This is a genomic window from Sphingomonas prati (genome assembly GCF_014643515.1).
GTDB classification, from domain to species: Bacteria; Pseudomonadota; Alphaproteobacteria; order Sphingomonadales; family Sphingomonadaceae; genus Sphingomonas_R; species Sphingomonas_R prati.
In genome coordinates, this window is record NZ_BMJP01000002.1 from 516,111 (window position 1) to 542,040 (window position 25,930).

The following is a 25,930-nucleotide window of genomic DNA, read 5'->3' on the forward strand; positions in this document are numbered from 1 at the left end:
TACGGAGTTGCGGGTGGGGGTCCAGGTCGCAGGGTGGAACTGGACCCCCGCCTGCGCGGGGGTACGGTTTGTCGTTGGTGACGCTGTTGCGTCTGGGCCCCGGCCTGCGCCGGGGCACTTTCTGGGGTCATCCGTGCGCGATCAGAACTTGATCGTGCCTTCGAGGCCGAAGGTGCGGGGGGCGTTGTAGTTGCCGTAGTCGCCCAGGATGTTGCTGATGCTGCCGGTCGAGACGTTGGTGGTCGGGGCGCCGGGCAGGCTGTTGGAGGGATCGCGGCGGAAGATATATTGTTCGTCGAACAGGTTGCGCGCCCAGGCCGAAATGCCGAACGTGTGGCCCGATCCGATCGCGATGTCGGCGAGGCCGACGCGGCCGTTGACGATGAAGGACGAGTCCGCCTTCGTCGCGAACTGGTCGAACGCCTGGGTCGCCTGCGCATAGTTGCCGTCGAGGTGGAAGCGCAGCTTGGTGTCGCTGTCGCCGAGCGGAAGGGCGTAGTCGATCGTCCCGCTGACCGCGTTGCGCGGCGTGTAGACGATGTAGAATTGCTGCAGCACGGTCGTCGACTGGCCGCCCGCCGTGTAGGTGATCGGGATGCGCGGGATGTGCGTGTAGGTGTAGGCGTAGGATGCGCCGAGCGTCAGGCCCTCCAGCGGGTTGACCGTCAGGTCGGCCTCGATCCCGCGGATCTTGGTGATGCCGGGGGCATTGATCGTGACGAGGTTGTTGAAGCTGGAGCCGTTGAACGGCTGGATCGAGCTGATGTCGACCTGGCTGTTCTTGCGGTCCATGATGTAGCCGGCCAGGTTCAGGCGCACGCGGTGGTCGAACAGGTCGTTCTTCAAGCCGATTTCGTAGGACTTCACGTCCTCCGGGCCGAACGGCTGGTAGTTCTGGGTGCGCGAGCTGGCGCCGCCCGAGCGGTAGCCGGTCGCATATTTGGCGTAGGCGTGGACGTTGGGGGTCACGTCGTAGGCGACGGTCGCGGTCGGGTTGAACCGGTTCCACGTCTTGTCGAGCGGCTGGTAGCCGGCGGCGGTCGCAGCGGCGGTGTTCGTATCGTAGTTCACGTTGCGCGAGATATGCAGCACGCCCTGCTTCTCGTCATGCGTGTAGCGACCGCCGATCGTAATGTGCAGCAGGTCGGTCGCGTTCCAGGTCGCCTGACCGTAGGCGGCGTAGCTCTTCGAATGGACTTCCGACGCGCGATCGATCGAGCAACCCTGTGCCGCCGATCCGATGAAGGCGGTGTCGGTGGCGACGGTCTGGCCGGTGCAGAACGGGATGGTGGTGTAGGTGGCGCCGGTGACCTGGCCGGCGGCGTTCAGCGTCGCGATCGCACCGGTGGAGTTGGGCGTCGCGGCGTCATCCTGCACATGTTCGTTGAAGTAGTAGAGGCCGGCGACATAGTCGACGGCGCCGACGGTGCCGACCGCCTGCAGTTCCTGGCTGAACTGGTCCTGCTTCAGATCCGCGAGGCTGTAGCGGCTGAAGGCGCAGGGTGCGGCCGCGGTGCAGGCCGCGGTCAGCGTGACGACGGGGACGCGGTGTGCGCCGCCCGAATTGTCCCACTGGGTCGCATCGACGCCGCGCCAAGCGGTGATCGAGCGCAGTTCGAGCGCATCCGAGACGTGCCAGCGGAGGTTGTTGGTGAAGCCGTGCGTCTTGTCGATGCTCGGCTGCTGCGGAACGCCGATGTCGGCGGTCTTCATGCGGCTGTCGCCGTTGACGACGACGCCCGGCAGCAACGACTTCACCGTGCCGGTGAGCGACGTGTAGGCGGTGCCGGGCAGCGTGCAGGCCGCCACCGCGGCCTGCGAGCCCGCGACGCAGCCGTTCGGGTTCGCGTTCAGCAGCTGGCTGTAGAACGGGCTGTTCTTGTCCTTGGCAATGTCGAAGGCGAAGTCGTTCGTGATGGTGCTGGTGGGCTTCCACCGTACCGCGGCGCGCAGGCCCTGGCGGTTATAGTAGTTCCAGCCGGTCTGCCCCTCGAGCGGGTTCTTGGTGGTCGCGTCCTGGCTCTGCTTGACCAGGTCGAGCTTGAAGCTGAGCCCGGCGACTTCCGGCAGGTCGAGGTGGATGTCGCCATTATAGGCGCCGTAATTGCCGATGCCGCCGGTTGCGCGCAGGCCGAACTTGCCGCTCGGTGCCTTCGTGACGATCGACAGCGCGCCGCCTTCGGTGTTGCGGCCGAACAGCGTGCCCTGCGGACCCTTCAGAACCTCGATCCGCTCGACGTCGAACAGCGCGGCGTTCAGGCCGTGCTGGCGGCCGATATAGACGCCGTCGACATAGATGCCGACGCCCTGTTCGCGCGCGGGCTGGTTCGCGTCGAGCGGCACGATGCCGCGGATGCCGATGGTGAGCGCGGACTGGCGCGCTTCGAACGTGGCGACGCGCAGGCCGGGGACCGCGCCGTCGGCTAGATCGTACAGGCTCTGCACATGGCGATCGGCCAGCGCTTGAGCGCCGAGCACGGAGATCGAGATCGGGGTCTTCTGAAGGTTCGTCTCGCGCTTGGTGGCGGTGACGACGATGTCTTGGAGGCCGTCATTGGACGCGGTCGGGGCGGCGGTCGCGGCGGCGTCGGTCTGGACCTGCGCGTCGGCGGTCGCCGGGGCGGTCTGAGCCAGGGCCGGTGTGGCGAGGACGAGCGCGAGCGCACCCAGCGAAATGGAGGAAACGGCGCGGATCATGTCAAAACCCCTTTTGCCGGGACGATGGTCCTTCGGCTCGAGAGCGCCCCTATTTCGGCAGCATGACAGTTTGGTTTCAGTTCAGCATTACATATCGGTAAGGCGCAGGACATCGTCCGGTAAGGCCCGTTCGATCAGACGTTGGATTACTATGTGGGAGCTTTGTTGCTCGTCAATCTGCAGTCGATGATATCGAGTTGTTGTGGAGCACGGTAATCACTTCGCCTTGCATATGCGTCATGGCTTCGAGATGTTCGATCCGAAGCGCATCGATCTTTTCGTGGAGCCGCATGATTTCGAGTTCGGCGCGCAGGTTGACTTCGTAATCGTGGCTGGCGGCGAGCCGGTCCTTGGTCGCCTGGCGGTTCTGGCTCATCATGATGACGGGTGCCTGGAGGGCGGCGACCATCGACAGCATCAGGTTGAGGAAGATGTAGGGATAGGGATCGAACGCCTCACCCAGCCGGCCGAGGATGCCGGTGTTGAGGATCATCCAGCCGACCAGCACGCCGAGGAAGGTGAAGATGAACGCCCAGCTGCCGCCGACCGCGGCGACCCGGTCGGCAAGCCGATCCCAGAAGGTGGCGCGGTTTTCGGCTTCCTCGCCGATGTCGAGGCTGATCGGGCGGCGCGCGGCCATGCTGTCGACGACGCGGCGTTCCTCCGGATCGAGCGTGCCGGCCGCGCGGCCGAGCAGCCGTTCGGGGATGTCGGTCGGATCGGACGGCTGGTTCATCGCAATCTCCTGCCCGGCCGGCCTAGCGTGCGGCACCCCCCTTGGCCACCGCCGGGCGGGCTGACATAGTGAACGGTAGATCCTGAAGGAATTCGCATGCGTCGCTGGCTGACCCCCTCCTTGTTGTCCTCGTCCCTGCTCACCCCGCTGCTGCTGGTGCCGCATGCCGTCGCGGCGCAGGCGCCCGCCGCGGCGGTGGCGAAGCCGGCGGACCTCGTGGGCCAGGTGAAGATCCCCTACGAACAGTTCACGCTGCCCAACGGGTTGCGGGTGATCGTCCATACCGACCGCAAGGCACCGGTGGTGGCGGTGTCCGTCTGGTATCATGTCGGATCAAAGAACGAGCCGGCGGGTAAGACCGGCTATGCCCATCTGTTCGAGCATCTGATGTTCAACGGATCGGAGAATGCGCCGGGCGACTTCTTCGAGCCGCTCGAGCAGGTCGGTGCGACCGACTATAACGGCACGACCTACTACGACCGGACCAACTATTTCGAGACGGTGCCGACGCCGGCGCTGGCGCGTGCGCTGTGGCTGGAAAGCGACCGGATGGGGCATCTGCTGGGGGCGATCAACCAGAAGAACCTGACCAACCAGATCGGCGTGGTGCAGAACGAGAAGCGGTCGGGCGACAACCAGCCTTACGGGCTGGTCGACTACAGGATTGGCGAGACGCTGTACCCGGTCGGACATCCGTACCGGCACAGCACGATCGGTTCGATGACCGACCTGTCAGCGGCGAGCATGGACGATGTGAAGGGCTGGTTCCGCAACAATTACGGGCCGAACAATGCGGTGCTGGTGCTGGCCGGCGATGTCGACGTCGCCACCGCACGCGCGCTGACCACCAAGTATTTCGGCGACATCGCGCGCGGCCCGACGCCGCCCAAGGTCGTGGCACCCGTACCGACGCTGCCCGCGCGCAAGGACGAGGTGATGCACGATCGCGTCGCGACGACGCGCCTGCTGCGCACCTGGGCGGTGCCGGGGATGCTGGACAAGGATGCCGCCGCGCTGGACGTGGTGGGCGGCGTGCTGGGTGGCCTTGCCAGTTCGCGGCTCGACAACATCCTGGTGCGGGGCGAGAAGCTCGCCGTCGCGGTGTCGGCATCGTATAGCGGGTTCGAGGATGCCGGGCAGTTTTCGGTGTCGATGGACGTGCGGCCGGGCGTTGACCCGGCGGTGGCGGCAAAGCGGCTCGACGCGATCATCGCCGACTTCGTCCGCACCGGGCCGACCGCGGACGAGGTGTCGCGGTACGTCACCACCACCGCGGCGCGGCAGATCAAGGGGCTGGAGTCGGTCGGCGGGTTCGGTGGCAAGGCGGTCGCACTGGCCGAGGGTGCGGTCTATGCGAACGACCCCGGTTTCTATGCCAAGCAGCTGGCGGCGCTGGCCGCGGTGACGCCGGCGCAGGCGCAGGCGGTGGCGCAGAAGTGGCTGTCGCGCCCGGTCTATGCGCTGTCGATCGTGCCCGGCGCTCGGGAGAATTATGTCGAGGCGGCACCCGTGGCGGTGAAGACCGACGATGCCGCGACGACCGCCGCCGCCGGTCCGGTGGGGCGCGGCGGGTTGCCGACGGTCGGCACGATCAAGGAGCTGGAATTCCCGGCGGTGCAGCGCGCGACGCTGTCGAACGGCATGCAGGTCGTCTACGCGCAGCGGACCGCCGTGCCGGTGACCAAGGTGGCGATCAGTTTCGACGCGGGTAACGCGGCCGATCCGAAGGCGAAGCTCGGCACGCAATCGCTGATGCTGGCGCTGCTGGATGAAGGCACCGAGACGCGCAATTCGATCCAGATCGCCGAGGCGCAGGAACGGCTGGGTGCCAATATCGGCGCGCGCGCATCGATGGACCGGACGACGGTGTCGCTCGACGCGCTGACTGCCAATCTGGCGCCGTCGCTCGACCTGATGCAGGATATCGTGCGCAACCCGGCCTTTGCGCCGGCGGAGGTTGACCGGTTGCGCAATACGCAGCTGGCGCGGATCGCCTCCGAACTGACGCAGCCGCAGGGCGTGGCGCTGCGCACGCTACCGGCGGTGCTGTACGGGCCGAACCATCCCTATGCGGTGCCGTTCAGCGGGACGGGCGACCCGGCGGTGGTCGCCAGGCTGACCCCGGCGGACATGGCGGCGTTCCACCGCGCGTGGATCCGGCCGGACGGGGCGAAGATCTTCGTCGTGTCGTCCGCCCCGCTGGCGAGCGTGCAGACGATGCTGGAACAGAGTTTCGGCAGCTGGCGTGCGCCGGCGGTGCCGCGCGTGACGAAGGACCTGTCCGCGCCGACGCCGGCGCCGCGCGGGCGCATCCTGCTGATCGATCGACCGCAGTCGCCGCAGTCGCTGATCGTGGGCGGCGCGGTGCTGGGGTATAAGGGCACCGACGACCTGACCCGGCTGGAGGTGGCGAACGACGTGCTGGGCGGGTCGTTCCTGTCGCGGCTGAACACCGACCTGCGCGAAACCAAGGGCTGGTCCTACGGCGTCAGCGGGTCGGTCAGCCGGCTGCTCGGGCCGGTGCCGTACCTGGTGTCCGCGCCGGTGCAGACCGACCGGACGGGTGCGTCGATCGTCGCGCTGAAGGCCGACATGGCGGCGTTCCTGACGAAGGACGGGGTCACGAAGGCGGAGCTGGAGCGGACGGTGAACGGCCGGGTGCGCGAACTGGCAGGGACGTTCGAAGGCTCGGGCGACGTGCTGGGCGGGCTGCAGCGGATCGACCTGTATGGCTGGCGCGACGACCATTATCAGCGACTGGCTGCGCAGTATCGCGCACTGACCGCGCCGCAGCTGGATGCCGCCGCGCGGGCGGCGCTTGATCCGGCGAAGATCGTGTGGATCGTGGTGGGCGACGCGGCGAAGGTGCGGCCGCAGCTGGCGGAGACCGGGTTGCCGGTCGAGGTGGTGCCGGCGGCTGTTGCTGTTGAGTAGGTTCGCGAGGTTCTTAGCCCCTCTCCTGGAGGAGAGGGGTTGGGGTGGGGCTGAGCGCTAGCAAGCCGGTGAGGTCGTAGGGGAGGTGCTGTTGCCCCCACCCCAACCCCTCCCCTGAAGGAGAGGGGCTAGTCTTGGGCTTGGGGCTCCCCCTCCCTTTCAAGGGAGGGGGCTGGGGGTGGGTGCAACAGCTCCACGAATCCTGTGCTGCATAATTGAAGAGGTAGCACCCACCCCCAACCCCCTCCCTTGAAAGGGAGGGGGCTTTTCTGGTGCGCCTAGTCCAGCAGTCGGGTCACGTGGCCCATCTTGCGGCCGGGACGCGCGTCCGCCTTGCCGTACAGGTGCAGATGCGCGGTTGGGTCGGACAGGATCTCGTCCCAGGCGTTTGCCTGGTCGCCGATCAAATTGTGCATTTCGACCCGCGGGTGGACGGTGTCGGTGCCGCCCAAGGGCAACCCGCACACCGCGCGGATGTGGTTTTCGAACTGCGAGGTGCGGGCGCCCTCAATCGTCCAGTGGCCGCTGTTGTGGACGCGCGGGGCCATTTCGTTGAACACCGGGCCGGCGGTCGAGGCGAAGAATTCGCAGGCGAGCGTGCCGACATAGCCGAGCGCGTCGGCGATCCGGACGGCGGTGGCGGTCGCGTCCGCCGCTTGCGCTGCGACGATGCCGGTGGCGGGGACGATCGAGGTCGCCAGGATGCCGTCGACATGGGTGTTGTCGGGCGCGTCCCACGTCACGACCGCGCCGTCCTGTCCGCGGCACAGCAGCACGGAAAATTCGCGGTCGAACGCGACATGGCCTTCGAGCACGGCGGGGGCTTGCCCGATCTGGTCCCAGGCGGCGTCGGCATCGGCCGGGGTGGCGAGGCGGCCCTGGCCCTTGCCGTCGTAACCGAAGCGGCGCGTCTTGAGGATCGCGGGCGTGCCGACCGCGGCGATTGCGGCATCGAGCCCGGCGCGGTCGTCGACGGGGGCCCAGGGTGCCACGGGCACGCCGAGGTCGGCAACGAACGTCTTTTCCGCCAGCCGGTCCTGCGCCACGCCGATCGCACGGGGGGAGGGGTGGAGCGGCACGACCGCGGCGAGCGCATCGAGTGCGGCGACCGGGATATTTTCGAATTCGTAGGTCGCGACGTCGACCCTGGCAGCGAACATGGCGAGCGCGTTGAGGTCGTCATAGCCGGCGCAGGTGAATTCGGCGGCGACCTCGGCTGCGGGCGAGTCCGCGTCGGGGGCGTAGATATGGACACGGTAGCCGAGCCGGGCGGCGGCGATGGCGAGCATGCGGCCGAGCTGCCCCCCGCCGACGATGCCGATGGTGGAGGCGGGCGGCAGCATCATTCGGGCGACTCCGCGACGGCGTCGGTCTGGGCGGTGCGCCAGGCATCAAGCCGGGTGGCGAGGTCGGCATCGGTGGTGGCGAGGATCGCGGCGGCTAGCAAAGCAGCGTTGACCGCGCCCGCGCGACCGATGGCGAGCGTGCCGACCGGGATGCCGGCGGGCATCTGGACGATCGACAACAGGCTGTCCATGCCGCTGAGCGCCTTTGACTCCACGGGGACGCCGAGCACGGGGAGGCGGGTCATGGCGGCGGCCATGCCGGGCAGGTGGGCCGCGCCGCCCGCGCCGGCGATCACGACATGCAGCCCACGCGCGGCGGCGGTGGTGGCATAGTCGTACAGCCGTTGCGGCGTGCGGTGCGCGGACACGACCTTCGTTTCATGCGCAACGCCGAGGGCGACGAGCGTGTCGGCGGCGTGGCGCATGGTTTCCCAGTCGGACCGGCTGCCCATGATGATGCCGACGCGGGGGGTGGTCATGTTGGGCAGGCCTTTGGGAGAGGTGGCATCTAGGCCCCGGCGCAGGCCGGGGCCTAGGTGGGACCGAGGTTCAGTTCGCGTTGCGTTCGTGGAGGTAGTAGCGTTCGACCGCGTTCAGATCGTCGTCGAGCTGGTAGACGATCGGCTTGCCGGTCGGGATCTCCAGGCTGGCGATGTCGGCGTCGGAGATGCCGGACAGGTGCTTCACGAGCGCGCGGAGCGAGTTGCCGTGGGCGGAGATGACGACGCGCTTGCCGGCGCGCAGTTCGGGGGCGATGCGGCTGTCCCAGTAGGGGAGCACGCGCTCGATCGTGTCCTTCAGGCTCTCGCTCGACGGCACCGCGATGCCGGCATAGCGGCGGTCGTGCGTCATGTCGTATTTACCGCCGGCCTCCGACGGGGGCGGGGGCACGTCGAACGAGCGGCGCCAGACGTGGACCTGGTCGTCGCCGTGGAGCGCGGCGGTCTCCGCCTTGTCGAGACCGGTCAGGCCGCCATAGTGACGCTCGTTCAGCTGCCAGTCTTTCTCGAGCGGCAACCAGAGCCGACCCATCGCTTCGAGCGCGATGTTGAGCGTCTTGATCGCGCGGGTCTGGACGCTGGTGAAGCCGATGTCGAAATCGAGCCCCGCGGCGGCCATCGCGACGCCCGCCTCACGCGCCTCGCGCACGCCCTGGTCGGTCAGGTTGACGTCCCACCAGCCGGTGAAACGGTTTTCCAGGTTCCAGGCGGACTGGCCGTGGCGGATCAGGACGAGGGTCGGCATGCGGGCAGGCTCCGGAGATGTCAGCGCGCGCGGGGCGCGGGGATGGCGTCGATCATTTCCCATAGGGCGGCGAGGCAATCCTCGGCCAGCCGCATCGAACGCGCGGGCGACCAGCCGTATTGCGGATCGGGCAGGTCGTCATTGTCCTTGAACGGCATTTCCAGCGTGGTGGAGACGCAGCCATAGCGTTCGGCGAGCTGGTTGGTCGACATCGACAGGTTGGCGCGACCGGCAGCCGTGACGGGATAGCCGTGGCGCGTCTGGAAATCGGGCGTGCGGCGCGACAGCGTCGTCAGGTACCGCGCGTAGAGATCGCCCTGGCGCGGTGTCCAGGACGGGATGCCGTCGAACCCGGCGATGAAGACGTGCGGGATCGCCTCGTCCCCGTGGACGTCCATCGCGAAGGCGACGCCGGTTTCGTCCATCGCGTTGCGGACGGCCAGGACCTCCGGGCTGCGCTCCGGCGTCGGATCATGCCATTCGCGGTTGAGGTTCACGCCCGCCGCGTTGGTTCGCAGGTGGCCGCGACACGAACCATCGGGGTTCATGTTGGGGACGATGTGGAAGGTGCAGCGCTGGCGCAACGCGCGGGCGATGGACGCGCCGGGATCGGTCAGGAAGTCGAGCGCGCCCTCCATCCACCATTCGGTCATGCTCTCGCCCGGATGCTGGCGCGCGTAGAGCCAGACGGGCAGCGGGCCGTCGCCGATCGTCAGACAATCGATCGTCTGCCCGTCGAGCGAGTGGCCGAGCACGCTGGCGGTGACGCCGGGTTTCGCCGCGGTGCGCGCGACGAGGTCGTGGTGGCGTTCCATCGAATAGGGCGCGAAATAGGCGAACCACGCGCTGTCCGCGGTCGGGGTGTAGGTGATTTCGAGGATGCCGTCGGTGTAGGTCGTGGGCGCCATCCGCCAGTCGGCGCGATCCTCCGACACGCGGGCCGCATAGCCCGGCCAGCCGCCGGGATAGGCGGAGCCCGCGAGGTTGACGATCCGCAGCGTCACCGCCCGCCCGGCGGCACCGGACAGGCGGAAATGGAACCACTGGTAGAAATCCGAATCGCGATCGGCGACGATTTCGAGATCGAAGACGTCGCCGCGCTGGTCCGCGACCCGGATGTTGCCGCTGTCGAAGGCGGCGCTGATGCAGGCAGTCATGTGGCGGATACTCGTTATTTTACTTCACCGTGACGGTGCGGCCGGATTCGCCGGGGAAGCCCTGGAACAGGGCGGCGGCGAGCACGCGGGCGGCGGTGACGGCATCGGCGCCTTTGGCATCCGAACGGGCGGACTGCTGCGCGGTGCCTTCCCAGATCGCGGTGCCGTCCGACCGGCGTTTCAGCAGGACCTTCATCTCCGTCATCGTGACGTAGCGCGAACGCGCCTTGCCGACCGGGAAGCTGACCCCGCCGCCGAGACCGATGCCGCCCCCGCCGCCGCGCCGCCCGCCGCCGCCGGTGAAGCCGCCGCCGCCGAGGCCGATCGAGACCGGGGCCTGCGCGATGCCGGCTTCGCGCGTGGTGCGGTTGAAATCGACGACCGCGACGAGTTCGGAGGTGGCGACGCCGGGCGCGACGCGGAAGCCGAGCCGCGAGAGTTCGGCACCGACCGCGGCGGCATAGGACTGGAATTCCAGCCCGCCGACCTGGCGCGGGTCGCGCGGTTCGACCGCGATCTGGCCGGGGGCGATCGGCTGGTTCAGATGGAAGCGCGTGACGCGCGTCTCGGGACCGGGCGTGGCGCAGCCGGCGAGGGCGGCCAGCGTGGCGAACGCCAGCGTGCGGGCGATCATGTGTCTTGTCGGGGTTCGGCTCATCGGACGGTCCTCACGCTTCATCATGCCCTGCTGTGTTTCTCAGTGGCATGTGATGCGGCCGCGTCAAGCACGACGTGGCGCCTTTGCCTTGACTCATGTCGGGGGGCCGCATAGGAGGCCGGCTTCTTTCGACAACCGATCAAGACAGACAAGGCGCGTACGGCCATGAAGATCCGCAATTCGCTCAAGTCCCTAAAGGGCCGTCATCGCGACAATCGCGTGATCCGTCGCCGTGGCCGGACCTACGTCATCAACAAGACGAACCGCCGCTTCAAGGCACGCCAGGGCTGATCTTTCCTCCCGCCTGATGGCGGGAGGTCTGGTTCGCCGGGTCCGGGAACACCGATGGGTGTTTCCGGACCTTTTGCGTTTGGACCTCTTGGCTGGGGGGTGGGTGCAACAGCACCCCGAATCCGGTGTTCCGTGGTTGAAGAGGTAGCACCCACCCCCGAACCCCCTCCCTTGAAAGGGAGGGGGCTCAGAAGCCCCAAACGCCAGAAGCGCTTACACCCGCTTGTAGTTGGCCAGTTCGTCCCCCGTCAGGCGGACGACGTGCAGGACGTTGGTGGCGCCGGGGGTGCCGAAGGGGACGCCGGCCATCACGATGATGCGGTCGCCCGCCCCGGCGACGCCGTGGCGGAGGGCCATGCGCTTGGACTTGGCGATCATCGCTTCGAAACTGTCGACGTCGCGGGTGAGCACGGCGTGCGCGCCCCAGAGGAGCCCCAGTCGGCGCGCGGTGTCGGGGACGGGGGTGAGGACGAGCAGCGGCACCGACGGGCGTTCGCGCGCGACGCGGCGTGCGGTGGAGCCCGACGAGGTGAAGCAGAGAATCGCCTTCGCGCCGATCGTCGTGGCGATGTCGGTCGCCGCGGCGGCGAGCGCGTCGGCCGTGGTGGGGTCGGCCGGCGTCTGGGTGAAGTGGATGCGCGCGTTGTAGCCGGGGTCGGCCTCCACCGAGATGGCGATGCGCTCCATCATCGCCACCGATTCTTCCGGCCAGTCGCCGGCGGCGCTTTCGGCGGACAGCATGACCGCGTCGGCGCCGTCGTAGATCGCGGTGGCAACGTCGGACACCTCCGCCCGGGTGGGCGTGGGTGCGCGGATCATCGATTCGAGCATCTGCGTGGCCACCACGACGGGGCGGCCGAGCCGGCGGGCTGTTTCGACAATATGCTTCTGGAGGCGCGGGACCTCCTCGGGCGGCATTTCGACGCCGAGATCGCCGCGCGCGACCATGACCGCGTCGGCGAGTTCGAGGATCTCCTCGAGCCGGTCGACCGCGGCGGGCTTCTCGATCTTGGCGAGCAACGAGGCGCGGCCGCCGATCAGGCTGCGCGCCTCGGCAACGTCCTCGGGCCGCTGGACGAACGACAGCGCGATCCAGTCGGCCTTCTGTTCCAGCGCGAAGGCCAGGTCGCGGCGGTCCTTCTCGGTCAGCGCGGCCATCGGCAACACGACGTCGGGGACGTTCAGCCCCTTAGAATTGGACAGCGCGCCGCCGACCTCCACCACCGTGTCGATCCGGTCGGGCGCGCAGGCGGTGACGCGCAGCACGAGCTTGCCGTCGTCGAGCAGCAGCCGCGTGCCGACCGCGATCGCTTCAAAGATCTCGCGGTGCGGGAGCGACACGCGGGTCGTGTCGCCGGGGGTGGGATCGCGATCGAGCACGAACGGGTCGCCGACCTTGAGCACGACGATGCCGCCGTCGAAGGCGCCGACGCGCAGTTTCGGACCCTGCAGATCGAACAGGATGGTGGTCGGGCGACCATATTCCTGTTCGAGCGAGCGGATCGCGGCGACGACGGTGGCCTTGTCGGCATGCGCGCCGTGACTCATATTGATGCGGAACGCGTCGGCACCGGCGAGGTAGAGCTTGCGGATCATCGCGAGATCGGCGCTGGCGGGGCCGAGCGTGGCGAGAACGCGGACCTTGCGTGCCCGCGGGCGGAGCGACGGGGCAGCACCGCTGGCACTGGCGTCGGCGGCGGACATCGGATCGACCAAGACGGTTTCCTCTTTCAGATAAGGACAGCGACCGACTAGGCGGTTTGCGGGCCACGGGCAAACAAATGGAGTGCAGCATGGACGAGACCAAGGTCGATATGATTCCCGATGCGGTGGCAGCCGCCGCATTCCGCCGGCTGGTGGCGCATCTGCGCCACCGCGACGATGCACAGAATGTCGATATCATGGGGCTGGCCGGGTTCTGCCGGAACTGCCTGGGCGACTGGGTGGCGGAGGCGTCCGACGGCACGATCGACCGCGAGACCGGGCGCGCCGCGGTGTACGGGATGCCCTATTCGGAGTGGAAAGCGGCGCATCAGCAGCCTGCGACGCCGGAGCAGATCGCGCGGATGGAAGAGAGCTTGAAGCTTAATCCTTGAGGTGGCTTCTCCCCTCCCTTTCAAGGGAGGGGCTGGGGGTGGGTGGTACCTGTCCATCGTCGCGACGTTGGTTTCGTGAAGCTGTTGCACCCACCCCCAACCCCGTCCCTGAAAGGGAGGGGGCTTTAGGAGACCCTCCGAGTCACGCACTTGATCGGAGGGGCCGCATGCCCGTAGGAGCGGCGTTCTTTGGGATCGGGGAGACTGACCATGGGTGACGACAATGTCGCCGCCGACCAGCTGCGGCTGTTCATCGAGCGTATCGAGCGGCTGGAAGAAGAGAAGAAGGGCATGGCCGACGACATCAAGGATGTCTATCTGGAGGCCAAGGCGACCGGGTTCGTGCCGGCGACGATGAAGACCATCGTGCGGCTGCGCAAGATGGAAAAGGATGCGCGCGACGAAATGGACGCGCTCGTCGAAACCTATCGCAACGCGCTCGGCCTGCACTAGAACAGGCGCAGACGGACGGCACCGGGCGATCCGGCGCCGGGCCGGTGGAGGGGCGGCATGACGACGGCGAAGCGGCGGGGACGGCGCACGACGGGCACCTGGGTGCAGGCGGCGATCGACGTGCTGCGCGGGTTGCCCGCCGGGTTGTGGCTGGTCGCCGCGCTGCTGGTGATCGGCGTCACCCTGCTCCGGCTGGGCACCGCGGCGGCGCCGGGCGAGGCGCCCGACATCGGCGCCGCGTTCGCCGCGACCGCGCAGCTGCTGGCGCTGCTGCTGCTCAATTTCGCGCTGTACCGCGCGGCGGCGGGCATTCATCCGACGAGCCTGGCGGGCGGCCCGCTGCTGCGGTTCGGCGCGGTGCTGGCCGGCACGATCCTGTTCACGCTGTTGCCGCTGGCGGCGGCGAAGGCGTTGCTGCCGGTGGATGCACGGCTGGCCGATGTGTGGCTGTGGTCGTTTGCGGCGACGACGTTCGCCAATCTCGTGCTGCTGCCGCTGGCGCCGTGGCTCGCGGCGCTGGCGATCGGCGACCGGACGCTGGGGCCGGGTGGTGGATGGGGCGTGTTGCGCGGGCGGCTGGTGACCTTTGCCGGCGCGTATCTGGCGGTAGTGGCGCCGTGTTTTGCCGTGCACTTGATGCTGACGATGCTGCTCGATGCGCCGGGGTCGGCGCTGGCCGGGACCGCTTTGATCGGGATCGTGTTCATCGATTCGGCGGCGTCGCTGGCGCAGCTGGTGCTGACCGTGGCGCTGGGTGTTGCCGCGTGGCGGTTGCACGAGGCGGGACGGGCACGCTAGACAGCGGGTTTCCCGATAACAGAGGCGAGCAGCCCGCACATGGCCGGCCATTCCAAGTTCAAGAACATTATGCACCGCAAGGGCGCGCAGGATAAGAAGCGCTCGTCGCTCTTTTCCAAGCTGAGCCGCGAGATCACGGTGGCGGCGAAAAGCGGCCTGCCCGATCCGGACATGAACGCGCGGCTGCGGTCCGCCGTGCTGGCGGCGCGCGCGCAGTCGATGCCCAATGACAACATCCAGCGCGCGATCAACAAGGCGTCGAGCACGGATTCGGAGAATTACGAGGAGATCCGCTACGAAGGGTTCGGCCCGGGCGGCGTGTCGCTGATCATCGAGACGCTGACCGACAACCGTAACCGCACCGTGACGAACGTACGGACCGGCATGGCCAAGAACGGCGGCAACATGGGCGCGAGCGGATCCGTGAGCCACGGGTTCGACCGGATGGGGCTGATCTCCTACCCCGCCAAGGCCGGCAGCGCGGATGCGGTGTTCGAGGCGGCGCTTGAGGCCGGCGCGGAGGATGTGCAGTCTTCCGACGAGGGCCACGAGATCTGGACCGCGGTGGCCGACCTGCACGAGGTGGCACGCGCGCTGGAAGCCGTGCTGGGCGAGGCGGAGGGCGCGAAGCTCGCCTGGCGCCCGCAGACGATGGTGACGGTCGACGAGGCGGACGCCGCGACGCTGATGAAGCTGATCGACGTGCTGGACGACGACGACGACGTGCAGACGGTTTGGGGGAACTACGACGTTCCAGAGGATGTGATGGAACGGCTGGGGGGGTGAGGCTTGCGTTTGGCGGGGCGGTTGTACTCCTCCTTCAAGCGTAGCCCCACCCCAACCCCTCCCCTAAAGGGGGGGGGGCTTAGTGTTGTTCCAGACGATACAGAAAGCCCCTCTCCTTCAGGGGAGGGGTTGGGGTGGGGACGACCGATGATCCTGGATGCGACTTTGCAGGAGCGCGGTCGGCAGATGCGGCGCAACCCGACCGAGCCCGAGAAGCAGTTGTGGCGGGCGCTCTCCAACTCGCAACTCAGCGGCGCGAAGTTTCGGCGGCAGCAGGTGATTCATTCGTATATCGTCGATTTCCTCTGCCCATCGCGGGCGCTGGTGATTGAGGTCGATGGCGATACGCATGATGCTGAATCCGACGTTGGACGGGATGCGTATCTGGCGAGCAAGGGGTTTCGGGTGCTGCGGTTTTCGAATGCGGATGTGATGGGGAATGTTTCGGGCGTGCTGGAGGTGCTTGCGGCTGCCGTTGTTTCCAGCCCCGAGCGTTGGCCCCACCCCAACCCCTCCCCTGAAGGAGAGGGGCTTTCTGAGGCGCCAGGAATAACGGTAGGCCTCTCTCCTGCAACGCAGGGCAGGCAGTGATCCTGCTTGGGCTTGATCCCGGTCTCGGAACCACTGGCTGGGGGGTCATCTCCGCCGAAGGCAACCGGCTGTCTCATGTCGCCAACGGGCAGATCAAGACGGAGCCGGGGATGCAGTTGCCGCGGCGGTTGACGTTGTTGTTCGAGGCGTTGGGGGCGGTGATCCGGACGTATCAGCCGGGTGGGGCGGCCGTTGAGGAAGTGCTCGGCAATAGTAACGCGCAGTCGACGTTGAAGCTGGGGCAGGCGCGCGGTGTCGTGTTGCTGGCGGCCGCCACCGCGGGCGTGGCGATCGGCGAATATCATCCGAGCATCGTTAAGAAGGCGGTGGTAGGGACGGGCGGTGCGGACAAGAAGCAGATTCAGGCGATGATGGCGCATCTGTTGCCCGGCGCGAAGCTGGCGGGGCCGGATGCGGCCGATGCGCTGGCGGTGGCGATCACCCATGCGCATCATCTGGCGAGCGCGCGGGCGTTGGCGCGTAGGGTCATCCCGTCATGATCGCGCGGCTGACGGGCGTGCTGGCCGAGAGCGCGGCGGACCATGCGGTGATCGACGTGGGCGGCGTCGGCTATCTGGTGTGGATGTCGACGCGGGCGCTGGCGGCGCTGGGGCCGGTCGGGGGCCAGGTGATGGTGTTCACCGAATTGCAGGTCCGCGAGGACGCGATGACGCTCTACGGCTTTGCCAGCGGGGCGGAGCGCGACTGGTTCCGGCTGCTGACGTCGGTGCAGGGCGTGGGCGGGCGCGTGGCGCTGGCGATCCTGTCGGTGCTGGAGCCGGTGGAGCTGGTCCGCGCGGTCGCGGCGGGCGACAAGGCGATGGTGGCGCGCGCCAATGGCGTGGGGCCGAAGCTGGCGATCCGGATCATCACCGAGCTGAAGGACAAGACCGGCGGCATCGTGCTCGGGCCGGGGATAACGGCGCCGCAGGTGAAGGGGTCCGCGGCGGGCGATGCGCTGTCAGCGCTGGCGAACCTGGGGTTCCGGCCGGTCGAGGCGTCTGCGGCGGTGACCGCGGCGGAAGAAGAGCTCGGGCCGGGCGCGACGCTGGATGCGCTGGTGCGTCTGGCGCTGAAGAAGGCTGCCCGGCCGGTCTGACTGTTGCCGGGGGGCAACATGGTGAACGGTTCGTGCGCGGTGGCAACAATCTGTCACAATTTCATCGTGATCGGTAACTAGCCGCGCTCCCTGGGGGGTAGCGGGGCCGCGTCGGTTGGACGGCGGGCGCGCCCCGGGGGAAGATCGTTGTCGCGCATCGCTTACAAGAATGTTGTCCTGGCCGGTATCGCCATGGCTGCCCTGACCGCGCCTGGCCTGGTGGCGGCGCAGCAGACGTCGCCGGAATTCGTGCAGACCGGACAGTCCGGGGCGACCGACGGTAGCGCCGGCCTTGAGGACATCGTCGTGACCGCGGAGCGCCGGTCGGAGAATCTGCAGCGCGTGCCGGTGTCGGTGGGCGTCGTGCGCGGCGAGGACCTGCGCGCCTACACGAGCGGCGGGGACGATACGCTGCTCGCGCTCGCGGGGCGGGTGCCGAGCCTGTACGCCGAGACGACGACGGGGCGGATCTTCCCGCGTTTCTACATCCGCGGGCTCGGCAATATCGATTTCTACCTGGGTGCGTCGCAGCCGGTGTCGATCATCCAGGACGATGTCGTGCTGGAGCATGTCGTGCTGAAATCGAACCCGGTCTATGACGTGGGGCAGATCGAGGTGCTGCGCGGGCCGCAGGGGTCGCTGTTCGGGCGGAACACGACCGCGGGCATCATCAAGTTCGACACGCTGCGCCCGACGCAGACGTTCGAGGGCCGCGCGCAGGCGACGTACGGATCGTACAACACGGTGACGTTCGACGGCGGCGTCGGCGGGCCGATCGTGCAGGACAAGGTCGCGATCCGGGTGTCCGGGCTGTACCAGCACCGCGACGATTATGTGGACAACCGCTACGAGGGCGCCAGCGCCGACGGCACGGTGACGCCGAAGAAGAACGCGATGGGCGGTTTCGACGAGCGCGACGCGCGGTTGCAGGTGCTGCTGACGCCGACCGAGACGCTGTCGATCCTGGCATCGGCCCATGCGCGCGATTATGACGGCACGTCGACGCTGTTCCTGCGCCAGGCGCTGACCAAGGGATCGAACGAGCCGAACGCGCCGCGCAACAGCGTCATCTACGACGAGGCGGACAATAATCCGCAGGCGTACAAGACCTATGGCGGGTCGTTGAAGGCCGGGCTGGACCTGGGCGGCGCCACGCTGACGTCGATCACCGCGTACGAGACGACGAGCGGGTATAGCCGCGGCGATACGGACGGCGGCGCGGCGTCGGTCTATCCGGTGAACGGCGTGGCGAACGGCTTCGGCCAGTCGCAGGGCCAGATCCGCGACCTGGACCAGTGGACGCAGGAGCTGCGGCTGGCGAGCGACGATGCCGGGCGATTCCGCTGGCAGGTCGGCGGTTTCTACTTCGACAGCCGCGACACGACCGATTTCTACCAGCGCGCGTTCTTTTTGACGACGGCGGGGCGCAACCCGAACAACTGGGTGCGGTTGAACAACGTCAACACCAGCTGGGCACTGTTCGGGCAGGCGAGCTATGCCGTCACCGACAAGCTGACCATCACGGCCGGTGCGCGCGAGACGAAGGATACCAAGAAGACGCGGCTGGTGAAGACCGCCGACACCGCGGCGGGTGCCGTGACCTATACCGGGCGGCGGTTCGTGCGGCTGTCGGACACGAAGCCGAGCTGGGACGTGAGTGCGCTGTACGAGGCGAGCCCGGAGGTGAGCCTGTATGCGCGCGTGGCGCGCGGCTTCCGCGGGCCGACGATCCAGGGGCGGTCGGCGGTGTTCAATTCGGACTTCACCACGGCGGATTCGGAGACGAACACGTCGTACGAGGCGGGCATCAAGACGCGGCTGTTCGACAATAAGCTGCGGCTGAACGCGACCGGCTTTGCGTACCGCGTGAAGAACATCCAGCTGAACGGCAACGACGTGAACGGCAACGGCGTGCTGTTCAACGCGGACAAGGCGGACGGTTACGGGTTCGAGGCGGATGCCGAGCTGCGCCCGATCCCGAACCTGTCGCTGACGGCTGGGGTCAGCCTGCTCCATACCGAGATCAAGGATCCGAACGTCTATGCGCAGGTCTGCCAGCTGAACGGCGTGGTGGTGTGTACGGTGAACGATCCGACAATCCGGGTCGGGGCGAACACGTTCGCGTCGATCGACGGCAACCCGCTGCCCAACGCGCCGAAATACAACCTGAACTTCGCGGCGCGGTACGATGTGCCGCTGGGCAATGGCGGGCGGGCGTTCGTGGCGACCGACTGGAACATGCAGGGTTATACGAACCTGGTGCTGTACCGGACCGACGAATTCTACGCGAAGGACAATTTCGAGGGTGGTGCGCGGATCGGATACGAAGCGGCCGGCGGCGCGTACGAGATCGCGCTGTTCGCGCGGAACATCACCAAGGAAAAGAACCTGAAGGGCGTGATCGAGAACTATATGGCCGCGGTGTATAACGAGCCGCGCGTGCTAGGCGTGTCGCTGTCCGGGCGGTTCTAGGCGACGCGGATCCTGCTTCGCGTCGCGCGCGAAGCAGGACGGTCGGGGCGACCTCCCGGCGTATGCGATTCGTGCAGGACTGATCGCGGGCGTGACATCCTGTCGCGGCGTAACGCGATCGTTGACTAGACTCCGCAGTGCGATCGGCCGGATCGCCGGCGGTCGCGCGTTAAAATGGCGCATCGTTCACCTGCTTTAAGGCAAGGCAATCCCAGTCCGCACACACAGGGTCATCTTTTGTGCGGAGTGAAACGTCATGAACGGACTCAACCCCGACGATCTTGCCGACATCATCGCGCGTGAGGAGGCAGCCGCTGCCTCCGCGAAATGTGAACGGTCCTGGAAAGCGCACACCGCGCTGGCACGGAATTACCGCTGGCAACTCGAACATGAGATGGGCGACAATACGCTGGAGCGGGTCGCGACGGCCTGATCGAAACGATATGCGTGTAACATAGATCAATTTTAACTGGAACGAAGCCCGGCCGTGCTCGCTTCCCATCCGTGCCTACGTACTTCCTCCACCTCCACGAGGGCGGGTCCGTCGTCGAAGACGAGGAAGGTACGACGCTTGCCGATGACCGGTCCGCGCGCCGTGCGGCCGTCCGGGCGGCTCGCGACGTGCTGGCCGGTGCGGTGCAGGAAGGTCGCCTGCCGCTCGACGATCGCATCGTCGTGACCGATTATGCCGGGCGGACCGTGGTGTCGATCACGCTGGGCGCGTCGGTCGGGCATCCCGGCTAGACGTTGCCGTCAGGCCGCGTCGGTGATCCGCGGCGCCGGGCTATCGAGCAGCAGGAACGCCGGATCGAAATCACCCACGGACACGAGCTTGTCCCAGTCATGGACCGACACGACGCCGGATCGCAGATCGGCGACGGACGCCATGCGCAGCTCCTTCAATGTGCGGTTGACGTGGACGCTCGTCAGGCCCGTCGCGTCGCCAAGGTCCCATTGGGTGATCGGCAAGGGAAAGGATGTGCGGCTGCCGAGACCCGCCTGCTCACACCGAATCGCCATTTCGCAGAACAGATGCGCGATTCGCGACAGTGCGTTGCGGCGGCCGACGTTCACCACCCATTCCGAGAAGATCGACCCGTCCACCACGCAATCGCGCCAGAGCGCCTCCGCCACGCCGGGATGTCGCCCGGCCAGCCGGCGCAGGTCGGCGTGCGGGATACGCACGATTGTGGTGACGGTGAGTGCACCGATGCCCCAACCGGCACGGGGGCTGACCACCGATGGCAGATCGGCCATATCGCCGCTGATGTAGAGACCGGAAATCTGCCGCAGGCCGTCGCCATTCTGGCCGAACCGGCCGACAAGACCGTCGACGATCAGGCAGCTGTGATCAATCAACTCCCCGACCCGGACGAAATCGGTGTGCGCGGCATAGCGTTTCAAGCTGCCGCCGAGTGCGAGCAAGCCGCTCACCTCGTCGTTCGTGAGACAGGAGCGTGACGCAAGACGCTTCACGAAGAGTCGAAGGGCCGCAGCCTGTGGGTTCACGATCGATACTCCGGCCAAAAGGCGGGAGCACACAAGTCTCACAGCCACCGACGCCCAAGGACGCTGCCGATGATGAACGCGCATACCATGCTTCCGTGCATCCACCTAACTTGTCCAGATGTCAGTTCACCGCATTCTTGAAATACGCGTGATGAATCATGAGTGCCGCCGGGGACGGGCTCGACCGTGTCCGCTCGGTTTGGAACAGACCCAAAACGCGCTAAGGCCGCGACATGATCGACGACGACGACCGCATGGTGACCCCCGCCCGCCGACCCGAGGATGTCGATGCGGCGCTGCGTCCGAAGACGCTGGACGATTTCGTGGGGCAGAAGGCGGCACGTGAGAATCTGCGCGTGTTCGTGTCGGCGGCCAAGGCGCGCGGCGACGTGCTCGACCATGTGCTGTTCTTCGGTCCGCCCGGCCTCGGCAAGACGACGCTGGCGCAGATCGTGGCGCGCGAGATGGGGGTCGGGTTCCGTGCGACATCCGGCCCGGTGATCGCCAAGTCGGGCGATCTCGCCGCGCTGCTGACCAACCTGGAGGACGGCGACGTCCTGTTCATCGACGAGATTCACCGGCTGAACCCCGCGGTGGAGGAGGTGCTGTATCCCGCGATGGAGGACCGCGCGCTCGACCTGATGATCGGCGAGGGACCGTCGGCACGAAGCGTGCGGATCGATTTGCCGCGCTTCACGCTGGTGGGCGCCACGACGCGACAGGGGTTGCTGACGACGCCGCTGCGCGACCGGTTCGGGATCCCGATCCGGCTGCAATTCTATTCGGTGGAGGAACTGGAGCGCGTGGTGACGCGCGCGGCCGGGCTGCTCGGCATGGCGATTTCGGCGGACGGCGCAGTGGAAATTGCCAGGCGGGCGCGGGGTACGCCGCGGATCGCGGGGCGGTTGCTGCGGCGGGTGCGCGATTTCGCCGATGTGGCGGGCGCGGCGGTGGTGGATGCAAAGGTGGCGGACGGCGCGCTGACCCGGCTGGAGGTCGATTCGCTCGGGCTGGACGCGATGGACCGGCGGTACCTGCTGATGATCGCCGACATCTATCGCGGCGGGCCGGTGGGGGTGGAGACGCTTGCCGCGGGGCTGAGCGAACCGCGCGATACGATCGAGGAGGTGATCGAACCCTATCTGATCCAGCTGGGGCTGGTCGCGCGGACGGCGCGCGGACGATGCCTCAATTCGCGGGCGTGGGGGCATATCGGCCTGCCGGAGCCGGAGGGCACGGTGGTGCAGGGTGGGCTGTTCGAGGGGTAGCACGATCGTGCAGGGGAATGGACCGCGGCGTATTCGCCCCGAAGAGATGCGGGAGCGGGATTTGCTGCATGTTCATAGTTTACCCGGTACTTATCCACCGCAGATAATTTGATCTAGTATATAGATGCACATCAACCGGTACTTCTTAATTTAAAAGACGGGGAAATTTAGTGAACATCGGGACGTTGGGAGAGTCCACGATAGGAAGTATGCATCATGAATAATCTCAAGATGATTGTGATTTCGGTTGCCGCTCTGGGCTTGACGACCGGTGCGGTTGCGCAGTCCGGCGGTATGGGTGGCACGGGCGCCGCCGGTGGCGTGCAGAGCGGATCGATGGGCGGTAGCATGGGTTCGGGCGCAGCAGGCTGCGTGGGCACCGGGACGATGGGTGGCACGGGCAGCATGGGGACCGGTTCAGGAACGAGCATGGGCTCGACCGATTCCTCGACCGACCGTGCCACGACCAACAGCAGCAAGCAGCGCAAGGCGACGTCGAAGCGCAACCGCACCGGCACGCAGACCAAGTCGGACGCGACCGGCAAGACCACGCCGGGCAACAACGACCCGCAATAAGCACGAAACGATCCGGCCCATCAATTCCTGATGGGCCGGACGGCTTGCGCGGTCGGTCGGCAGCAGTTCCGTCAGCGAACCCGACGAGAGGTCTGGAAATGCGCGCGCGGCTGAATGGAACGCGCGACTATCGCCCTCTTGCCTACCGCATCAGAACCGGAAGGCGCCAAGGAACATGTCCGGCGCGTTGGCGTCGCACGACGCGTCAAGCGAGGTGGGGAACAGTTCGTCCGTCGCGACAAAATCATAGCAACTACGGTTTGCGAAACTGACCTCCAGGACGCTCGGGAAGATCACGTTTCCGATGTTCGTGATGCCCCCGCAGACGTTCCCGTGCACGTGAATGACGGCATAGTTCCTGTGCAGTTTCTGAAGGCAGCGATGGATGCGCCGTCGTGATTCGAGATTGCCAAGATCGTTGAGAGAATGGATCTCGCACAGGATCTGGGAGAAGCGGCCGAGTTCTTCCTTGGTCATGTCGTCCCATACCGGCCACTCGCTGCTTTCAATATCGATCTTGAGAACGAGATTCGGGCGCGCCTCGCGCTTGTCGTGCGCGTGGACAAGGTCCGCCAGCCGCTGCGTGCCCCAATCGTTGTGCGTGCCGATCATCTTTTTATGGAAGATCATCCGCGGATCATGCGGGGCGGGATCGTCGACCGTGTGATCGAACTGGTAGATCGTCAGTCCGCGGTCTGCCGTATCCAGATCCCAGCTGATATCGTCGTTGATGCCGAGCGATAACGCGATGTCGCCTGACCGGAAATCGTCGAGCGAGACATAGCCGCCATCGCCCACGTTGCCGAGCCGGATCTTGGCATATCCCACTGCCGCCTTTGGTTCGAGGAGGCGGAGCACGGCGTGGACCTGTCGCGCCAGTTCCACCGGATCGGTGGTATCGGTCTGCGGATCGGCGGGCGCCAGGGATCAATTTGGTCGGAAACCTTGATCAGACGCGGCTCCCACGCCTTAATCGACCCACGGCCCGCGGCCTGGACGCGATATTCGAGCGACCTGAATTCGCGCAGCATAATATCCAGCGAGACTGTCCGTTTATCCAGCCCGAGATCGGCCCTCGCGACCACGTACTTGGCCAGGACCGCCATTCCGGACGCCGCCACCACGTCGATCTCGGCCACGACGTCCGCTGGATTCGATGGCCCCCCGGTCGCAGGAAAAACGGCCAGATCGAATTCCACGCGATATGTGCCCGGCCGGACATGCTGATACTGGCACGCGATCAGATGTCCCTCTGCGGTCTCCCCCGAGACAATATGGCCCTAACCGGCATTCGATATTATTCTTCGCAAACCCTGACTGAACAAGACAACGCCCCTCCCCGGTGCTTCATTTGCGACGCCGACTAACGACATTCGCGCGTCAGTTAGATGACAGGATCGTTCCGAGCGGAGCAAGCGGTGTTTCGTGAGATTATTTCGGCTTAGCGGTAACCGGCGGGTCGGCAGGCATCTCTGCAGGGATCATTCGCCCGCCCGGAATCGGGTTGTCTCGTTTTCGTTAACCGCTAGACCCGCCGACATGACGCGGGACGATCTGGACCGGCCCTATGCGGGGGGCTTTGTGGGCGCGGAGCACCGGTTCGCGCTGCGCGTGTATTTCGAGGATACCGATCTGACCGGGGTCGTCTACCACGCCAACTATCTGCGTTACATGGAGCGCGCGCGGTCAGATATGCTGCGCGCCGCCGGGATCGACCAGCGGGCGGCACATGACGACGGGACCGGCGCCTACGCCATCGCCGACCTGGCGATCCGCTATCTCCGCCCCGCGCGGCTGGACGATGCGTTGCAGGTGGTCAGCCGCGTGGTGCGATCCGGCGCGGCGACCTGCGTCATTCATCAGACAGTCATGCACGGTGACGAGGTTCTGGCCACGGCGGAGGTGACCGCGGCGTTCCTGGCACCGGGCGGGCGCCCACGGCGGCAACCGCGCGCGTGGACCGAGATTTTCGAACGACTGACAGAGGACGACCAAGGCGCATGACCGGTATCGAAGTGACGACGAGCGCATCCATGCTGTCGCCGATCACGCTCTTCTTGCAGGCCGACATCATCGTGAAGACGGTGATGATCGGGCTGACCCTCGCCAGCATCTGGACGTGGGTGATCATCATCGGCCACGGCATGAAGCTGCGCCGCGTGGGGGCGAAGTCGGAGGCGTTCGAGCGCGATTTCTGGAAGGCGGAGGATGTCGACCGGCTGTACGACGGCGCGGGCAAGGAAGACTTGCCGTCGGCGCGGGTGTTTTCCGCGGGCGTCAGCGAGTGGCGGCGGTCGACCGCGGGCAAGGTGGTGGACCGCGAGGGCACGCGCAGCCGGCTGGCGACCGCGATGGCGGCATCGGTCGGTGCGGAGATGGACCGACTGTACGACCGCATTTCCGTGCTGGCGACGATCGGGTCGGTCGCGCCGTTCGTGGGGCTGTTCGGCACCGTGTGGGGCATCATGCGCGCGTTTACCGATATCGCGGGCAAGCAGTCGACCAACCTGGCGGTGGTGGCACCGGGCATCGCCGAGGCGCTGTTCGCGACCGCGCTCGGGCTGTTCGCGGCGATCCCCGCGGTCATCGCCTACAACCGCCTGACGCACCGGCTGAACCGGTTCGAGGCGAAGCTGAACCGGTTTGCAGACGGGTTCCATGCGACGCTGAGCCGGGAGCTGGAGGCGTGAGGGGCGACCGGTCCGGCGCGGGGGCGCGCTGATGGCGATGGGTCCCATTTCCGGGCGCGGGTCGAACGGCCGGCGCGCGCCGATGGCGGAGATCAACGTCACGCCGCTGGTCGATGTGATGCTGGTGCTGCTGATCATCTTCATGGTGACCGCACCGTTGCTGACCGCGGGCGTGCCGGTGGAGCTGCCGGAAAGCCGCGCGGGCGGGCTGGAGCAGGAGCAGGAGCCGATTCAGCTGTCGCTCGACGGGCAGGGCCGCGTGTTCATCGGCGAGACCGAGGTGTCGGATGCCGATCTGCCCGGGCGCCTTGCCCAGGCGGCCGCGGACGGCGCGGGCAAGGATCCGCCGCAGGTGTTCCTGCGTGCGGACCGGCAGCTGGATTATGGCCGCGTGATGAAGGTGATGGGCGAGCTGAACGCCGCGGGGCTGAACAAGGTGGCGCTGGTGACCGTCGGTGCCGAAGTGTCCGGTGGCGGGGCGGCGGGTGCCGTGTCGACCGGCGACACGGCGGCGGGCGCACGCTGACC

The 25,930-nt window shown here is 67.0% G+C and carries 27 protein-coding genes; 17 read left to right on the plus strand and 10 right to left on the minus strand.

Annotated elements, in window-relative coordinates:
- Positions 1-141: 141 nt before the first annotated feature.
- Positions 142-2,697 (minus strand): TonB-dependent receptor, encoded by a 2,556-nt coding sequence (locus IEX50_RS10305; protein ID WP_157176575.1) that lies wholly within the window; start codon positions 2,695-2,697, stop codon positions 142-144.
- Positions 2,698-2,869: 172 nt separating this feature from the next.
- Positions 2,870-3,433 carry a DUF1003 domain-containing protein gene (locus IEX50_RS10310; protein ID WP_157176574.1) on the minus strand — a complete coding sequence of 188 codons (564 nt, stop codon included), beginning with the start codon at positions 3,431-3,433 and terminating at the stop codon, positions 2,870-2,872.
- 96 nt (positions 3,434-3,529) lie between these two features.
- Between IEX50_RS10310 and IEX50_RS10315 the strand changes: the two genes are divergently transcribed.
- The gene (locus tag IEX50_RS10315; RefSeq protein WP_157176573.1) at positions 3,530-6,367 is read left to right on the plus strand and encodes a M16 family metallopeptidase; all 2,838 of its coding nucleotides are present in this window, start codon (positions 3,530-3,532) and stop codon (positions 6,365-6,367) included.
- Positions 6,368-6,645: 278 nt separating this feature from the next.
- Here the strand turns inward: IEX50_RS10315 and IEX50_RS10320 are convergent, their stop codons facing one another.
- From IEX50_RS10320 to IEX50_RS10340, 5 genes are all read right to left on the minus strand, one after another.
- A complete protein-coding gene (locus tag IEX50_RS10320) occupies positions 6,646-7,713 on the minus strand; it encodes a 5-(carboxyamino)imidazole ribonucleotide synthase (protein ID WP_157176572.1) in 1,068 nt (355 codons plus the stop codon).
- Positions 7,710-8,192, minus strand: coding sequence for a 5-(carboxyamino)imidazole ribonucleotide mutase (gene purE, locus IEX50_RS10325; protein ID WP_157176571.1), 483 nt, complete (start codon positions 8,190-8,192; stop codon positions 7,710-7,712). Before purE ends, IEX50_RS10320 begins: the two co-directional genes overlap by 4 nt.
- A gap of 70 nt (positions 8,193-8,262) precedes the next feature.
- Entirely contained in the window at positions 8,263-8,958 is a 696-nt protein-coding gene (gene gpmA, locus IEX50_RS10330) for a 2,3-diphosphoglycerate-dependent phosphoglycerate mutase (protein WP_157176570.1), read from the minus strand.
- A gap of 20 nt (positions 8,959-8,978) precedes the next feature.
- On the minus strand, positions 8,979-10,115 hold the full coding sequence (locus tag IEX50_RS10335; protein WP_157176569.1) for a M14 family metallopeptidase: 1,137 nt from the start codon (positions 10,113-10,115) through the stop codon (positions 8,979-8,981).
- A gap of 19 nt (positions 10,116-10,134) precedes the next feature.
- Positions 10,135-10,773: a DUF4136 domain-containing protein gene (locus tag IEX50_RS10340; protein WP_229673889.1), complete on the minus strand. Its 639-nt coding sequence runs from the start codon at positions 10,771-10,773 to the stop codon at positions 10,135-10,137.
- 165 nt (positions 10,774-10,938) lie between these two features.
- Between IEX50_RS10340 and ykgO the strand changes: the two genes are divergently transcribed.
- Positions 10,939-11,064, plus strand: a complete 126-nt coding sequence (gene ykgO, locus IEX50_RS10345; RefSeq protein WP_004210176.1) for a type B 50S ribosomal protein L36 — start codon at positions 10,939-10,941, stop codon at positions 11,062-11,064.
- Between the two features lie 213 nt (positions 11,065-11,277).
- Here the strand turns inward: ykgO and pyk are convergent, their stop codons facing one another.
- Positions 11,278-12,768, minus strand: coding sequence for a pyruvate kinase (pyk, locus tag IEX50_RS10350; protein WP_157176827.1), 1,491 nt, complete (start codon positions 12,766-12,768; stop codon positions 11,278-11,280).
- 89 nt (positions 12,769-12,857) lie between these two features.
- Here pyk and IEX50_RS10355 point away from each other — a divergent pair, with 89 nt between their 5' ends.
- From IEX50_RS10355 to IEX50_RS10400, 10 genes are all read left to right on the plus strand, one after another.
- Positions 12,858-13,160, plus strand: coding sequence for a DUF1244 domain-containing protein (locus IEX50_RS10355; protein WP_184075108.1), 303 nt, complete (start codon positions 12,858-12,860; stop codon positions 13,158-13,160).
- Positions 13,161-13,370: 210 nt separating this feature from the next.
- Complete coding sequence (locus IEX50_RS10360; protein WP_157176566.1) at positions 13,371-13,613, plus strand: DUF2312 domain-containing protein; 243 nt, start codon at positions 13,371-13,373, stop codon at positions 13,611-13,613.
- 57 nt (positions 13,614-13,670) lie between these two features.
- The gene (locus IEX50_RS10365) at positions 13,671-14,411 is read left to right on the plus strand and encodes a hypothetical protein (protein WP_157176565.1); all 741 of its coding nucleotides are present in this window, start codon (positions 13,671-13,673) and stop codon (positions 14,409-14,411) included.
- Positions 14,412-14,450: 39 nt separating this feature from the next.
- Positions 14,451-15,197, plus strand: coding sequence for a YebC/PmpR family DNA-binding transcriptional regulator (locus IEX50_RS10370; protein WP_157176564.1), 747 nt, complete (start codon positions 14,451-14,453; stop codon positions 15,195-15,197).
- A 147-nt stretch (positions 15,198-15,344) separates the two neighbouring features.
- The gene (locus IEX50_RS10375) at positions 15,345-15,788 is read left to right on the plus strand and encodes an endonuclease domain-containing protein (protein ID WP_157176563.1); all 444 of its coding nucleotides are present in this window, start codon (positions 15,345-15,347) and stop codon (positions 15,786-15,788) included.
- Positions 15,785-16,288, plus strand: a complete 504-nt coding sequence (gene ruvC, locus IEX50_RS10380; protein WP_157176562.1) for a crossover junction endodeoxyribonuclease RuvC — start codon at positions 15,785-15,787, stop codon at positions 16,286-16,288. Before IEX50_RS10375 ends, ruvC begins: the two co-directional genes overlap by 4 nt.
- Complete coding sequence (gene ruvA / locus IEX50_RS10385) at positions 16,285-16,887, plus strand: Holliday junction branch migration protein RuvA (RefSeq protein WP_157176561.1); 603 nt, start codon at positions 16,285-16,287, stop codon at positions 16,885-16,887. The genes ruvC and ruvA overlap by 4 nt, the downstream gene beginning before the upstream one ends.
- Positions 16,888-17,079: 192 nt before the next feature.
- Positions 17,080-19,359 (plus strand): TonB-dependent receptor, encoded by a 2,280-nt coding sequence (locus IEX50_RS10390; RefSeq protein WP_157176826.1) that lies wholly within the window; start codon positions 17,080-17,082, stop codon positions 19,357-19,359.
- A 256-nt stretch (positions 19,360-19,615) separates the two neighbouring features.
- Complete coding sequence (locus tag IEX50_RS10395) at positions 19,616-19,792, plus strand: hypothetical protein (RefSeq protein ID WP_157176560.1); 177 nt, start codon at positions 19,616-19,618, stop codon at positions 19,790-19,792.
- Between the two features lie 71 nt (positions 19,793-19,863).
- Positions 19,864-20,103, plus strand: a complete 240-nt coding sequence (locus IEX50_RS10400; protein ID WP_157176559.1) for a DUF6894 family protein — start codon at positions 19,864-19,866, stop codon at positions 20,101-20,103.
- A gap of 9 nt (positions 20,104-20,112) precedes the next feature.
- On the opposite strand, the gene IEX50_RS10405 is transcribed toward IEX50_RS10400, so the two are convergent.
- Entirely contained in the window at positions 20,113-20,784 is a 672-nt protein-coding gene (locus IEX50_RS10405; protein ID WP_188699459.1) for a Crp/Fnr family transcriptional regulator, read from the minus strand.
- Positions 20,785-21,101: 317 nt separating this feature from the next.
- On the opposite strand from IEX50_RS10405, the gene ruvB reads away from it, so the two are divergent.
- Positions 21,102-22,136 carry a Holliday junction branch migration DNA helicase RuvB gene (gene ruvB / locus IEX50_RS10410; RefSeq protein ID WP_221237550.1) on the plus strand — a complete coding sequence of 345 codons (1,035 nt, stop codon included), beginning with the start codon at positions 21,102-21,104 and terminating at the stop codon, positions 22,134-22,136.
- Between the two features lie 216 nt (positions 22,137-22,352).
- The gene (locus IEX50_RS10415; RefSeq protein ID WP_157176557.1) at positions 22,353-22,712 is read left to right on the plus strand and encodes a hypothetical protein; all 360 of its coding nucleotides are present in this window, start codon (positions 22,353-22,355) and stop codon (positions 22,710-22,712) included.
- 150 nt (positions 22,713-22,862) lie between these two features.
- On the opposite strand, the gene IEX50_RS10420 is transcribed toward IEX50_RS10415, so the two are convergent.
- Positions 22,863-23,510 carry a hypothetical protein gene (locus tag IEX50_RS10420; protein WP_157176556.1) on the minus strand — a complete coding sequence of 216 codons (648 nt, stop codon included), beginning with the start codon at positions 23,508-23,510 and terminating at the stop codon, positions 22,863-22,865.
- 741 nt (positions 23,511-24,251) lie between these two features.
- On the opposite strand from IEX50_RS10420, the gene IEX50_RS10425 reads away from it, so the two are divergent.
- From IEX50_RS10425 to tolR, 3 genes are read left to right on the plus strand one after another with little or no spacing between them, the layout of a single operon-like run.
- Positions 24,252-24,716 (plus strand): YbgC/FadM family acyl-CoA thioesterase, encoded by a 465-nt coding sequence (locus tag IEX50_RS10425; protein WP_157176555.1) that lies wholly within the window; start codon positions 24,252-24,254, stop codon positions 24,714-24,716.
- Positions 24,713-25,402, plus strand: a complete 690-nt coding sequence (tolQ, locus tag IEX50_RS10430) for a protein TolQ (protein WP_157176554.1) — start codon at positions 24,713-24,715, stop codon at positions 25,400-25,402. The genes IEX50_RS10425 and tolQ overlap by 4 nt, the downstream gene beginning before the upstream one ends.
- Positions 25,403-25,433: 31 nt before the next feature.
- A complete protein-coding gene (tolR, locus tag IEX50_RS10435; protein ID WP_157176553.1) occupies positions 25,434-25,928 on the plus strand; it encodes a protein TolR in 495 nt (164 codons plus the stop codon).
- The last annotated feature ends 2 nt before the right edge of the window (positions 25,929-25,930 follow it).